The organism is Rhodoglobus sp. (assembly GCF_053580035.1).
Map to the genome: position 1 here is coordinate 291,025 of NZ_JBMDVL010000002.1, position 13,698 is coordinate 304,722.

The 13,698-nt window shown below is 60.0% G+C and carries 13 protein-coding genes and 1 riboswitch; of the genes, 8 read left to right on the forward strand and 5 right to left on the reverse strand.

Annotated features, from left to right (window positions below):
* Window positions 1–51: 51 nt before the first annotated feature.
* Window positions 52–115: riboswitch (guanidine-III (ykkC-III) riboswitch) on the forward strand.
* Between the two features lie 9 nt (window positions 116–124).
* Window positions 125–448 (forward strand): DMT family transporter, encoded by a 324-nt coding sequence (locus ACOH1Z_RS10730; RefSeq protein ID WP_449648481.1) that lies wholly within the window; start codon window positions 125–127, stop codon window positions 446–448.
* Between the two features lie 34 nt (window positions 449–482).
* On the opposite strand, the gene ACOH1Z_RS10735 is transcribed toward ACOH1Z_RS10730, so the two are convergent.
* The 4 genes from ACOH1Z_RS10735 to ACOH1Z_RS10750 form a co-directional block, all read right to left on the reverse strand.
* Window positions 483–1,130: a hypothetical protein gene (locus ACOH1Z_RS10735; RefSeq protein ID WP_449648482.1), complete on the reverse strand. Its 648-nt coding sequence runs from the start codon at window positions 1,128–1,130 to the stop codon at window positions 483–485.
* 106 nt (window positions 1,131–1,236) lie between these two features.
* Window positions 1,237–1,794 carry a GNAT family N-acetyltransferase gene (locus ACOH1Z_RS10740; protein ID WP_449648483.1) on the reverse strand — a complete coding sequence of 186 codons (558 nt, stop codon included), beginning with the start codon at window positions 1,792–1,794 and terminating at the stop codon, window positions 1,237–1,239.
* Between the two features lie 417 nt (window positions 1,795–2,211).
* Window positions 2,212–3,102 carry a mechanosensitive ion channel family protein gene (locus ACOH1Z_RS10745; RefSeq protein WP_449648484.1) on the reverse strand — a complete coding sequence of 297 codons (891 nt, stop codon included), beginning with the start codon at window positions 3,100–3,102 and terminating at the stop codon, window positions 2,212–2,214.
* 117 nt (window positions 3,103–3,219) lie between these two features.
* Window positions 3,220–3,558, reverse strand: a complete 339-nt coding sequence (locus tag ACOH1Z_RS10750) for a hypothetical protein (protein ID WP_449648485.1) — start codon at window positions 3,556–3,558, stop codon at window positions 3,220–3,222.
* Between the two features lie 104 nt (window positions 3,559–3,662).
* On the opposite strand from ACOH1Z_RS10750, the gene ACOH1Z_RS10755 reads away from it, so the two are divergent.
* The 7 genes from ACOH1Z_RS10755 to ACOH1Z_RS10785 all read left to right on the forward strand — a co-directional run bounded on the left by ACOH1Z_RS10755 (window position 3,663) and on the right by ACOH1Z_RS10785 (window position 11,006).
* Entirely contained in the window at window positions 3,663–4,118 is a 456-nt protein-coding gene (locus ACOH1Z_RS10755) for a MepB family protein (protein ID WP_449648486.1), read from the forward strand.
* A gap of 30 nt (window positions 4,119–4,148) precedes the next feature.
* The gene (locus tag ACOH1Z_RS10760) at window positions 4,149–5,597 is read left to right on the forward strand and encodes a cryptochrome/photolyase family protein (RefSeq protein WP_449648487.1); all 1,449 of its coding nucleotides are present in this window, start codon (window positions 4,149–4,151) and stop codon (window positions 5,595–5,597) included.
* Window positions 5,598–5,863: 266 nt separating this feature from the next.
* Entirely contained in the window at window positions 5,864–6,421 is a 558-nt protein-coding gene (locus ACOH1Z_RS10765) for a hypothetical protein (RefSeq protein ID WP_449648488.1), read from the forward strand.
* A 101-nt stretch (window positions 6,422–6,522) separates the two neighbouring features.
* Window positions 6,523–7,224: a metal-dependent transcriptional regulator gene (locus ACOH1Z_RS10770; RefSeq protein WP_449648489.1), complete on the forward strand. Its 702-nt coding sequence runs from the start codon at window positions 6,523–6,525 to the stop codon at window positions 7,222–7,224.
* 106 nt (window positions 7,225–7,330) lie between these two features.
* A complete protein-coding gene (locus ACOH1Z_RS10775; protein ID WP_449648490.1) occupies window positions 7,331–8,371 on the forward strand; it encodes an iron ABC transporter substrate-binding protein in 1,041 nt (346 codons plus the stop codon).
* Window positions 8,372–8,400: 29 nt separating this feature from the next.
* Complete coding sequence (locus ACOH1Z_RS10780; protein ID WP_449648491.1) at window positions 8,401–9,936, forward strand: ABC transporter permease; 1,536 nt, start codon at window positions 8,401–8,403, stop codon at window positions 9,934–9,936.
* Complete coding sequence (locus ACOH1Z_RS10785) at window positions 9,933–11,006, forward strand: ABC transporter ATP-binding protein (protein WP_449648492.1); 1,074 nt, start codon at window positions 9,933–9,935, stop codon at window positions 11,004–11,006. Before ACOH1Z_RS10780 ends, ACOH1Z_RS10785 begins: the two co-directional genes overlap by 4 nt.
* Here ACOH1Z_RS10785 and ACOH1Z_RS10790 read toward each other — a convergent pair.
* Window positions 10,987–13,590, reverse strand: coding sequence for an AMP-binding protein (locus ACOH1Z_RS10790; protein WP_449648493.1), 2,604 nt, complete (start codon window positions 13,588–13,590; stop codon window positions 10,987–10,989). The two genes, ACOH1Z_RS10785 and ACOH1Z_RS10790, sit on opposite strands and share 20 nt — an antisense overlap.
* Window positions 13,591–13,698 lie beyond the last annotated feature (108 nt).

Consider the following 13,698-nt stretch of genomic DNA (forward strand, 5'->3'; position numbering starts at 1 on the left):
GAGCAACTGCCGGCATCCCTGCCAATGTGGGCCCGCTTTGATACGGTAAACAGGTAGCCGCACACACGGCTCCCGACGACGGATCAGTACCGGGTTTGCGCAAAGACTGGCCAAGGAGACCATCGTGTACTGGCTTGTTTTGATTCTTTCTGGCGTGCTCGAAGCCGTGTGGGCTACCGCCCTCGGCAAATCGGAGGGCTTCACGAAGCTCTGGCCGACCGTGATCTTTGGTGTCGCGATTCTCGCCAGCATGGCTGGCCTCGGCTACGCGATGCGCGAAATCCCCATCGGCACCGCCTACGCCATCTGGGTCGGCATCGGTGCTGCGCTCACCGTGACGTACGCCATGGTGTTCGGCGGTGAACCCATCTCGTGGGTCAAGATTCTGCTGCTCATGGGGCTCGTCGGCTGCATCGTCGGGCTCAAGCTCGTCGACTCGGCGCACTAGGTTTTCTTCGCTACGGCTGGCAGGTTGTGCGATTTCAGCGTGTGACGTGCACGACCGCGGCGATGAGCCCCAGCATGGCCGCCAAGTCGAGGGCGCCCCACGAGAAGATTCGCCGCCGTTGTCCTACACGCACTCTCCACCACAAGAGACCCACTACCGCGATAAGCAGTCCTGGCCACCACGTGACCGAAGCGACAAACTTCACTTCGTCAGCGCGATTCTCAAGACTCGACGCGAGGACGCCAAAGCCTGCGGTACCTGCCGCATAGCCGGCAACGACGGAGAGCACGATGAACGCGCCACCCGCCAAGACGAAGAGGATGCCACCATAAAGTTGGTCCCAGCCAGGCGGGAGGTGTCTAGTGCTGAGGGCGTCAGGTTCCCTTAGCGGTCTCGCTCTCCACTGACGAGTGCTGATGACATTGACGAATGCGACGCCGATTGAAACGACAGCGGCAAGACCAAGAACCGTCCAATCGGGAACCCCCGTCACGAAGAGTGCGATTGAGTTGGCCACGATGAAAGCAGCGAGACCTAGCGGCCCCAAGCAGACCACAACTAAGGCAATGAGCATCCAGCCGTGAATGATGCCGCCGATCGCGAGCCAGGCTACGACGACCGCGATAACGCCTGCGCCGATGACATAGCCGACTTGCGCGGGCCGACGATCCACAACCCCCATCGCTAGCATATTTGAGAATAACCCAGACATGCCTGCGGTGCTACCCGGCAGTCTGACTAGTCGCTGCTCCACTGACGCAGCGGCAGAGAAAATTCTCACGCCAGCCTTAAGCTTCCCTTGCGACAACCCACCGATGTTTTCCGATCATGCGATCTTTTACGAAGCCTAGGGACTCATAGGTGGAGAGCGCTCCGTTGTACAGGAAACCGGCGGGCACTGCGGCGGCATCCTCCGGATAGCCCTCAACTCGACCTCCTCCCAGCTCGGCGATCAGATCAAGCGCCCCAGCCAATGCCGCCGCGGCAACGCCCTCACGGCGGTGCCCCTTGCCGACGTAACAGCACGCGATTCGCCAATCCGGTGGCGTGGTGAGCTCACGCTCATACGCAGCGCGACTCTTGATGCGCGGTACCTCATCCGGGGTGCCGAACTGTGCCCAACCCAGACAATCGTCGCCATCGAACACTAGAGAAGCATGCGCTGTGCCTGCCAACACGCGTTCACGTTTGCGTTCGCAGCGCTCCGCCGGTGCGGCAAATTTATCGGCACCCTCCGCATGGAAACCCAAACACCAGCATCCGCCAAAGATTCCGTTATTGAACTCAACGAGTGAAGCGAAGGCATCCCACGTGGACGCATTCAGCGGTCGAATCGTGAAACCCATCTCAAGTCCCCTACATGTCAGTGGTGTCAGCGTACGACGCTCGGCACGAGATAGCACCGACGAATACCACCTGACTGAAGCTATTGATGAGCGCACAATCTGCGGACTCGTGTTGTCAGTGCAGAAAGATAGTTCGACCAACTTCCGCCAAAAACCTAGGGGTAGACAGACTTTTCTGGAGAATTTCCAAAAATAACGGAACGGTAACTAGACAGCGTTATCTTTCCGTTATACATTCATAGAGCAGAAGTTGTTTGCTGTGGCAGCTACTGCGGAATGTGATTGCAGGACACTCTTGGTGCAAAGGGAGAGGGTCGGTTTCATGCCTCTGAAACCGGCCCTCGAACTATTTAAAACGAGTTCCCCTGCGCGCTCCAACAATCCCGCAATAGACCAAGAGCCGCACGGCGCTTGCTTCTAGCGACCGCCCTCGGTGTGGGTCTCCCCCGGATCAATCATGATCTTCTGAACGGGGAACGGCATCTCAATGTCGGCCGCAGTTAGCGCCCGTTTGATCGCCTCAAGAACCTGATCTTGCGCCTCAACTGCTTCGCGACGATCCGGTGGGCTGATCCAGAAGCGAACCTCAAGGACAACACTGAAATCGCCGAGCAGATTCACGAGAACCTCCGGTGCCGGGTCCGTGACGATGCCCGACAAAGTCGCAATCGCCTCAAGGATGGCGGCACGAGCATCCGCAATGCTTTCGTCATAGCCAATCCCCACCTCAACGCTGAGCCGGCGAGTCTCATACGCCGTATTGACGACAACCCGTTTCGTGTAGAGCTCACTATTCGGAATCACCACCACCCGATTGTCATAGGTGCGCAGCAGCGTTGCACGCACCAAAATGTCCACAACCTCGCCCTCATGTTTCTCCGAAACGATCTGGTCGCCGATGCGAAATGGCCGAGTAAACAGAATCAGGATGCCGGCAAGCAGGTTCTGAAAAATGTCGCGGAACGCGAACCCAATCACCACACCGCCAACGCCCAGAGCTCCGAACAATGACGCCGGGGTGATGGTGGGAAAGATCACCGTGAGCGCGACAAGCAGCCCAAAAGAGAGAATGCTCCAGGCCGTAAGCCGGCTCAGCACCATCTGAAGTCCGCGCGGCCGACCAGCCCGCAGCATAGCCAGCCCCACGAGCTTGGCTACCACCCACGACAGCGCCCAAAAAATGAGGAACACCACAATGCCGATAATCACATTGGGGAGGGCAAGAAGCAGGGAGGAGAAAATATTCTCCACACGCTCAATCACATCACCGAAATCGACCGACTCCTGTCGCAGACCAGATCCTGTCATCGTGCGGCAACCCCTCACTCGAAACACCGCCATCGACACCGACGACTGTTTTGCGCGAGTCTACGCCCCCAACAACACCGCCCCGCAGGCGCCAACCATCTGATGTGACGGGCACCGCTAAAAGCCGAAAAGCAACACCACCACCACGAGAACAGCCATCAGGGCACAGTCAACAATCGCCCACGGCAATAGTGGTCTTCTCGTCTTCGACCGGATGATCCAGATCGCGAGCCCCGCCAACGCCGCCGCGAGCCCCGTCCACCACGCGACACCAGCCACGATAAGCGCCTGGCTATCCCACACAACGGGAACGACAGCAGCAACCTGGCTCGCCATAATCGTCGCGGTACCCGCCAGCACGCAGAGCGCCATGAATCCGCAGCCGGCAAAGACAAAGAGCAATACACCGAATACTTGATGGTGCTCATTCACGGTGCGATCGGCACGGGAAGTCATTCCCTGAGTATTACCCAGAACACGATGCTCCGCCAGCCCGTACCGAAAGCAATCGCACGCACTGCGACATAGGCTGACACGACACCTGAACCGAACGGATGACCGTGACTACTGCTCCACTGCATCCCGACATCGCGCACGCTATTCGCTCACTCGGCAACCTCTTCCCCGACAGCACACAACTCGTGGCTGAACCCGACAACGGCGTGTACGGTGCATTCACCACGACCCCCGCCCACACCCGATACCGGGTCGCGAAACTCACCCCCACCAAACCCGGGCTCTTCGTAGCCGTCTGGCGCCGACACACTGATGGCACTACTCAACCATTTCGCAGCAACGATGGCACCCAGCAACTTGTCGTGGTCAGCCGCGACAGCAGCGGCTTCGGCGCCTTCGTCTTTTCCCTCAGCGTGCTGATCGCCCGCGGCATCGTCTCAGTCGACGGGCATGGCGGCAAACGCGGCTTTCGCGTGTACCCGCCGTGGGCAGACACCCGCAACAACCAAGCCCAGAACACCCAGCAGTGGCAATGCGAGCACTTTCACCTGCTCAGCTAAATAGTCAGCCGCCGACCCTAGAGTTGAGGCGTGAGCGGAAACCAGAATCAGCCCTCCATCGTGTGGCTGCGCAACGACCTGCGACTAGCCGACAACCCTGCGCTAACCGCCGCCGCAAGCGAAGGCCGACCGCTTGTGGTCGTCTACATTCATGACGAAACCGGCGACGGCATCCGCCCGCTAGGCTCGGCAAGCAAGTGGTGGCTGCATCACAGCCTCACTGCTCTGGATGCCGCCCTGCAGAATCTGGGCGGCCAACTGACGCTGCGTCACGGCCCGGCCGCGCAGGTGCTGCCGACGCTCGTGGACGAGCTCGGCGCCGCCGCGGTGCACTGGAACCGCCGCTACACGGCAGCCCGCGATATTGACGCGGGCCTCAAAACAAGTTTGCGCGAACAGGGCCTCACGGTCGAAAGTCATCAGGGCAATCTACTGAACGAGCCGTGGCACATCCGCAATGGGCAGGGCGAGCCGTACAAGGTCTTCACCCCGTATTGGCGTGCGGCGCAAGATAGTCCGGTGCGGGATGCACTGCCGGCGCCAACGAAGGCCGAGCTGAGTTGGCCAGCCGCCTCTCCCGTGAGCGACGACCTCGCCGACTGGAACCTTCTGCCCACGCGCCCTGACTGGGCCGAGGGACTGCGCGAGACGTGGACTCCCGGTGAGGCGGGCGCGCTCGATCGGCTCGAGAACTTCGTTGCCGAACGCCTCGCCGACTACCACCGGCGCGATGAGCCTGCCGTCGACGCAACGAGCGGACTCAGCCCACACCTGCGGTTCGGGGAGATCAGCCCCACCCAGATCTGGCACCGGCTGCGAGGCGACGGCAGCAACTCCGGCAACGGCTCCGCCGACGTGTCCACCGCCGCCCGCAAGAACGTCGCCAAATTCCTCAGCGAAATCGGCTGGCGTGAATTCTCGACTGCGCTGCTTTTCGACAACCCGCGCCTCGCGACCGACAACTACCGTCCCGCCTACAACGCCTTCCCCTGGGGCTACACCGTCGACGAGATCGGCGGCGTCGACGCACCGGCAGGCATAAGCGAGGTCGAAGCGTGGCGCCGCGGCCGCACCGGCATCCCCCTCGTCGATGCCGGGATGCGCGAACTCTGGAATACCGGCACGATGCACAATCGCGTGCGCATGGTCGTCGCGAGCTTCCTCATCAAGAATTTGCTCATCGATTGGCGAGCTGGCGAACAGTGGTTTTGGGACACCCTCGTTGACGCCGACGAGGCCAGCAACCCCGCCAACTGGCAGTGGGTTGCCGGATCCGGTGCGGATGCCGCCCCCTACTTCCGCGTCTTCAATCCGGTCTTGCAGCAGAAAAAGTTCGACCCCACGGGCGAATACGTTTCGTGCTGGATTCCCGAACTCGGCACCGACGCCTATCCCGAACCGATCGTCGACCTCGCCGAAACCCGCCGCGAGGCCCTCGAGGCTTACACCGCAGTGAAGGCTGCCGCCGCCTCCGACTAGGCACGCGGATGCAGCACTGCATTCACCACTAGGCGTTTCGTCAGACTCCGCTCAGTTGACTGCCAGCTAGTGAAACTCCCCCGGAATCATGCGGATCTAGACGACACAACCGACCCAATCTGCACCCCAAATTGGCCACTTTCGAACTTTTTCGAAATGACCCCCAAACCGGTTACAGGCGCGCTCCGGAGTACTCATTGCGGCTCGGGAAAGCCTCGAGACGCAGGGCCTCCACGGAGACCAACAACGTAAGAAGGAGTTCAGAAATGAACGCATTCACGAAGAAGACCACGATCGGCGCAACCGCTACAGCAGTAGCACTGATTGCAGTTGGAGCCGCAGCTCCCGCCATGGCAGCAACCGGCGACAGCGACTCCTCGACGAAAGGCTACTCCTACTCATCTTCCAGCAGCACTGACATTCCGGTGCTGATCGCGCCTCAGGTTGGCGACGTTGACCTTCTGCGCAGCGACGTCCTCGGTGGCGACATTCTCGGCGGCGGCATCCTCAACGGTGACCTTCTCAACGGAAACGCTATCGCCTCAGGCAACGAAGTGAACGCTCCTGTTGCTTCGGGCAACGACACCGCAGTGGGAAACGTTAGCGATTCCGCCAACGTGAGCGACATCGCCAACGGCACCAACGTCTCTGACGTCGTGGACAACGCCACTCAGGTGACCGACGTTGTCGACAATGCAACCGACGTAGTGACCGACGTTACTGACGGTGCAAACGTTGACGACATCCTCGATGGTGTTATCGACACCGACGACCTCATCGGTGACATCACCGGTGACCTTGGTCTCGACGGAATGTTCAACTAACTTTCTCGACCCGCTTGCCCCCGCCCCCTGTTCTCCGGGCGGGGGCAAGCGTCGTTAACTACGTCTAGCCGTAGTTGAATCTTCGGCTCTAGACTTGGCGCATGTCGGTCACGGAGCTCTCGGTCAGTACCCAGAACTACTTGAAGGCTGTGTGGGGTCTTTCGGAGTGGTCCGACGTCCCCGTCACCGCCACGGTGATCGCCGAAAAGACCGGCCTAACTCTCTCGAGCGTCTCGGATGCCGTACGTCGCCTCACCGATCAGGGCTTCCTTGACCATGCTCGTTACGGTTCCATCGCGCTCACCGATGTCGGCCGTGCTCACGCAGTGGCCATGGTTCGCCGCCACCGTCTGATCGAATCTTTTCTGGTGAGCGTGCTCGGCTACGGCTGGGATCAGGTTCACGATGAGGCCGAAAACCTCGAGCATGCAGTCTCGGATTTCATGGTTGAGCGCATCGACGAATTTCTTGAGCACCCGACCCGCGACCCGCACGGCGACCCCATCCCGAGCGCTGATGGCACCGTGACGATTCCGGATGCCGTGCAGTTGAGCCGCATCGCCCCCGGTAGCACCGTGGTAGTCGAGCGCATCTCCGATGATGACCCCGAGCTGTTGAAATTCTTTGAAGAACGCGGCATCGTCTTTGCCGCCACCCTTGCGGTCCGTGCGGGCGCGCCGTATTCCGACGCCCTCGACGTCACAGTTGGTGGGTCCGATAACGCAATCAGCTTGGGTCGCACTGCTGCCGACGCACTCTACGTCTCCGGCGGAACCATGACGCCAAGCACCGCCACGAGCTAGCGTTCAGCACGCTTGCGCTCCCCTGCCAAGATGCTCAGCGGGCTACAACAATCAGGATCACTTAGGATAGCCTTATCTAATCTTGCACTCCTGAAAGGCTCCAGTTTTGAGAAAATTCCTGACCATCACCGCGACACTTGCCGCCGCGAGCCTGCTACTGAGTGGATGCACGAGCACCAGCGGCACCGGTGACGAGTCCGGGGTTCAGGACGCCAGCGAAGACGCACTGGTTGTGTACAACGCCCAGCACGAACAGCTCACCGAAGAATGGGTGAAAGAGTTCACCGCTCAAACGGGAATCGACGTGGTGCTTCGCCACGGCGGTGACAGTGAACTTGGCAATCAGCTTGTTGCCGAAGGTGATGCTTCGCGCGCCGATGTGTTTCTCACCGAAAACTCCCCCGCCATGTCTTTGGTCGAAAATGCTGACCTGCTTGCACCCGTAGACCCTGCAACGCTCGATCTGGTTCCGGAGCGGTACCGGCCAGCTAGCGGACTGTGGACGGGGATCGCGGCGCGCTCGGCTGTCTTCGTCTACAACCCCGAGCTTCTCGCAGAGTCTGACCTCCCCACTTCGATCTTGGATCTGCAAGATCCGAGCTGGAAAGGAAACTGGGGCGGGGCCCCCTCTGGCGCAGATTTTCAGGCAATCGTTTCCGCGATTCTGGAAACCGAAGGCCCTGATGCGACGGCCGCATGGCTCTCCGGGATGAAAGCAAACGCGACGACCTTCCGCAACAACATAGTCACGATGAAAGCGGTCAACGCTGGCGAGATCGCCGGCGGCATCATCTACCACTACTACTGGTTCCGTGATTCTGACTCCGGAGGAGAAAACAGTGGCAACACCAAGCTTCACTACTTCGGCAATGAGGACCCTGGGGCCTTTGTCAGCATCTCCGGTGGTGGCGTGCTCAAATCGAGCAAGAATGCCGACAACGCCCAGCAATTTCTGAAGTTTATCGCCGGCGTTTCGGGGCAAACAATTCTTGGCGAAGGCTACAGCTTCGAATACCCGGTTGGCAGCGACGTTCCCGCAAAAGCGCCGCTACCCAGCCTCGATTCTCTTGATGCACCCATCATCGACCCGTCAACCCTCAACGGTCCCGAGGTTCTCGACCTCATGATGCAAGCAGGGCTCCTCTGAAGATTCCGAATGTGGCGAAAGTGGCGCGCATGCAGCGACTAACGACCACGATGACCCCACCACCCTCCCGGGCATTGCTCGTGATTGTGGTGGTTCTCGCCATCGGGATGCTAGTTCCTGTCGGCTACGTCATCGAGGCGACAGCCAGGATCGGCACCGACGAGCTTGCGGCACTGCTCCTGCGCCCCCGAGTGGGCGAGCTGTTGAGCAATACTGTGCTGATCCTCGTCCTCGGGGTTCCCCTCACCATTGTGCTCGGAGTCGGGAGTGCCTGGCTGGTTGAACGCACCAATCTGCCGGGCCGGCGCTTCTTCGCCATCCTCTCTGTTGCACCGCTGGCCATCCCCGCCTTCGTCAGCAGCTACGGCTGGGCTAGCGTCGTTCCTTCCATCCAAGGTCTAGGCGGAGGGCTCCTCGTGGCTACGCTCGCGTACTATCCGCTCGTGTACCTCCCGGCACTTGCCACCCTGCGCGGTCTCAACCCGAGCTTGGAAGAGAGCGCACGTTCACTCGGATTGAAAGAGGGAGCGATTCTTCTCAGAGTCGTTGTTCCGCAGCTGCGGCTCGCCATTCTCGGCGGGGGCCTCATCGTCGCTCTCCACTTTCTTGCCGAATACGGCGCGTTCGCGTTCATCCGATTCGATACTTTCACCACCGCAATCGTGGTCGCTTACCAATCGACATTCGCTGGACCGTCTGCGGCCTCGCTCGGTATTGTGCTGGCACTGTTGAGCATAATTGTGCTGGCGATAGAAGCTACAGCACGAGGACGTGCTCGCTACGCTTATGTCGGAGCGAGCAGTGCGCGGCCGGCCCAACTCGTCAAACTTGGCAGGCTTACCCCGTTCGCGATTCTTGCCATCGTGGCGCTCGGAACGTTAGCAACGATTGTGCCGATGGTTAGCGTTATTCGATGGTCGCTCGCCATGACACCCGAGATGCTCGATGGGCTTTGGCGCGCATTGACTGACACAGCGCTACTTTCCTTCGGCGGGGCAATCGGGGCGATCCTGGTCGCGCTTCCGGTTGCCTGGCTCGCAACTCGGCATCCGTCGCGATTGAGCAGATTTCTCGAAGGTGGTTATTCGATCGCTAGCAGCCTGCCCGCAATAATCGTCGCACTCGCTCTGGTGACCGTCACGCTCACCGTTGCACCAGGGCTTTATCAGACACCCGCGACGGTAGTAGCGGCCTACGTCATTATTTTTCTCCCGCGAGCACTGGTTACATTGCGCGCCGGTCTCGCGCAGGTGCCTGAATCATTGGAAGAAGCCGCCCGGGCGCTGGGAACACCGCCCCTCGTCGCCCGGCTTCGGGTCACGCTTCCGTTGCTCGTTCCAGCAATCGCGGCGGCGGGCGCGCTCGTGGCTCTCGGAGCCGCGAATGAGCTGACCGCCACACTTCTCTTAGCCCCGACCGGAACTCGAACTCTCGCAACCCAGTTTTGGTCGGCCGCTTCTTCGGTCGACTATCCGGGCGCAGCACCCTACGCGATAACTCTGGTGCTACTCTCGATTCCCGCTGTGGCTTTACTCTTTGCCCAGACGAGGGGTAGAGCACGGTGAAATTGCACATTAGCGGTGTCGGCAGATCGTTCGGCACAACGCCTGTCTTAAGCGATATTTCGCTCGACGTTGCTCAGGGTTCCCGTACCGCCATCGTGGGGCCCTCCGGATGCGGAAAAACCACTCTTCTTCGCCTAATTGCGGGTTTCATTGAGCCTGATAGCGGTGAAATCTCTTTGGGCAGTCGAATGCTCGCGACCCCAGAACGTAGCGTGCCCGCACACCGACGCGGAATCGGCTATGTCGCTCAAGATGGTGCCCTCTTTCCCCACCTTTCCGTTGCCGCAAACATCGGATTTGGGTTGCCCCGCTCCGGCAGAACGCAACGTGTTGTCGAGGTCATGAAGCTTGCCTCTCTCGATCCCGCTCTCGCCACGCGATATCCTCATCAGCTTTCGGGGGGCCAGCAGCAACGAGTCGCGCTTGCCCGCGCCCTTGCACCGGGACCAGCAGTCGTGCTGCTCGATGAACCTTTCAGCGCACTCGATACTGGGTTGCGTGAACAAACCCGGGCCGCGGTGATTAGCGCACTTGAGCGCAGCGGAACGACCACAGTGCTTGTCACCCACGATCGAGAAGAGGCACTCTCGTTCGGTGATGGTATTGCGGTGATGATTAATGGATCGCTGAGTCAGTCGGGCACGCCAGAGACCGTATTCGATGCGCCGACTTCGATCGAAATCGCCGCACTGATGGGATCGGTTGTGCTGATGCCCGCAGTGCGAGTTGAGAATGAGGTTGACTCTGCGCTGGGCAGAATACGCGTGCGGCACGACCATAGTCGCGGAGCCGAATGGGTGACAGCCATGGTCCGTCCCGCCCAAGTCTCGTTAACCACCGACCTTTCCGAGTGCAGTGCTTCAGTTGAAGGGGTACGACACATCGGGCCGACCGCGCTGCTTTCGGTGCGTACATTGGGGCAACATCCCACGACGATCTCGCTCGCCGTTCCGTCACACCAAACCCAGTCCCTAGTTCTCGGAGCCGTGGTGGGTTTGAAAGTGGATGGCGGAGCAGTGTTGTATCCGGCCAGCGCGGCCGAGCACCACCTCACTGAGTTCGGGAATTAGCCGAAGCGAGTTTCGAGAGAACGGTGCGGCCGCGACTCAGAGCGAACGAGTAGATCGCCCACGCCGCCACTCCGGCGATCAACGAGGCCACTGTCGCCAATAGCGGCGAGTGCGTTTCGATCCCAGGATAGATCTGCCAATGAATGAGATAGATAAAGAATGATGCGCTGGCCAGCGTAGACACCACGCCAACGAGCCAACGCGGTATGGGTACGGAACTAATCCACAACAGCACCAGCACACCGCAGATGACGATTGCTTCTCGTAGCGGCTCGCCGAAAAATCCTACGACGCAGACGACAGCCAATACCGAAACAATGAGGCGCTGTGTTGTGGATGCAATGCGTGCGATCACCCAGCCGAGGGCGATAAGCCAGGCAACTGTTGTGACCGCATACTTCTCCGTGCCCTCTGCCTGAACCCCGCCCAACGCAATGGTGCGCACTACGAGCGTTATCGCCAGCACCCCGAGCGCAAAGGTAAAGGGCCAGCGGCGCTCCCACTCGCTCACAGCCGGTATGGCGAGCAGAGCCACGATGGCCAGCATTGTCCACAGCATCGCCTCCAGAAACCAGTAGTGCCATTGAGGTGTCCAGTGCGCGCTGCCAGCGAAGCTATTAGCGAGGAAAACGGTTGTTGTCGCGTAGGTTCCGGCCACCACCGCGACGAGTCCGATCCACGTAATCGCGGGAATTGCCACGGAGGCAACACCGGCCAGCATCGCCCGGGTCCGGCGTCGATTCGATCGGTTCGCTAGCTGAAAGCGTGCAAGGTTGTAGCCGGCGACAACTAGGAGTAGATGTGCCCCACCCTGAATGAATACGAGGTCGGCGTGGGTTGCGACGATGAGAAGAATCGCCAGCGCCCTGAGCACGATGGGCACTTCGATGCGGGGCGATCGTTGCGTGAACCACCTGAGCGTGCGGCGAGCGCGAGCTCGGCGCGGAATCGACTCCGTTTCATCGCTTCCTGAGAGTGAGTTGGGGTCGATTGGTAGGCGCGGCTGATTCCTCACCGCGTAGGTTGCGAGCTCGGTCATTGACATCGCCGGCCACGCGCGAGGGAGCACTCCTAAAAGTTCTTCGAGGTGAAGTGAGACCTCGACATAACTCAGAGAATCCCCTCCCAACCCGGCGAAGGAGTCGCTGAAGACAGCGTGAGGCGCACCCAGCAGATGCGCGACTCGTGCCCTCAGGGTCTCCGCAGTCACTGCATACTTCGTGACAGTGTCTAAGTCGGCGCTGTGGTCCTCGGCGCCGCGATCGTTGGCATAGCGCAGAAGCGCAACCGTATCGACTTTGCCGCTCGATGTCCGCGGAAATTCTGCGATTGAGTGAACCTTAACCGCGTGAGCGGGCAGGCCCCACTGTGACGATGCGTATTCTGCTGCCGGCCTGACTTGGCGCTCCGCGGTGACAAAAAGGATGAGGTTATCGTCGGAGCTGACTGCTCTCACGATCATTCCGGTGCTTTCGAAGAGTTGCTCGACGTGCTCGAGATCGATTCGCAATCCGAATATCTTGGTGAGGCGGTTACTGCGTCCCACTATTTCGTAAAGTCCGTCAGCGCGCTGTCGGGCCAGATCTCCCGTGAATAGCTCGCGCACGGTGGTGCCGAGCGCGAGATCTGATGGCTGCTCTCCGTAACCCATCATGACGTTGGGGCCGCGGTACACGAGTTCTCCAACTTCAGAACCGGGCGAGGCATCGATTCGAAACTGGCCTCCGGGGATGGGAATGCCGATGGTTCCGACCGCAGTTTCGGCGAGTTCACTGGGAGTGTAAGCCATGCGAGCTGTCGCTTCAGTCTGTCCGTACATCGAGATGAAGTCGAAGCCACGATGGCGACCTAGTTGGATGAATCGTCGAGCCCGTTCTGGATCGAGCCTTCCTCCAGCTTGGGTGATGTAACGCAAGGATGAGAGATCGCGCGTCGCAAAGTCGGTCTTTTCCAGTAGCTCGAAGGTATGCGGGACCCCAGCAAATGACGTTGCCCGTGCCTCCTCAAACTCGTTCCACAATTCTGGGTCCAGGACAGATCGTGGGCTCAGGCGCACTGATGCCCCAGCAAAGAGGTGGCTGTTGAGTACTGACAGGCCGTAACAGTAATGCAGTGGCAGCGTCGTCATGGCACGGTCTGCAACGTCAAGTTCGAGGTACTGAGAAATTGCTGAGGCGTTCGACAGAAGATTTCCGCGCGAGAGACGCACCACTTTAGGTGACCCCGTCGATCCGGATGTCGTTGCCAGCATTGCTAGGTCAGGGTGAAGCTCATGCCGCGTGCCGGTTCGCGTTTCATGAAGCATCCAGCTATCTGCTTCGGACACGGCGAACACATCCGGATCGAATCGTTTTACTAGGGAGTCGATTCGTGAATGAGTCGCATCACCGTTTGCTGGGCTAGCTGGTTCGACCAGCATCACCGGATGCCCCGCTTCGAGCGACGCGAGGTAGGTGACAACCGGCTCTACCGCCATCGCGGCTTCGATCATTACTAGTCGCCGTGTGGAGCCCAGCTCATCCCGCCGGGCGCTAATTCGTTCGCGAATGTCGCCGTAGGTTAGTTCGCCGTCGTCCGTAACCAATGCAACATTGTGGGTTTCTCCCTGAGGGAGAGTCAATGCAGCTATCCCAGTCCTTGTGGTCGTGATCATCTGCAGGCTCAGTGAGGGGAGGCCGGGTCGGCGCCATCC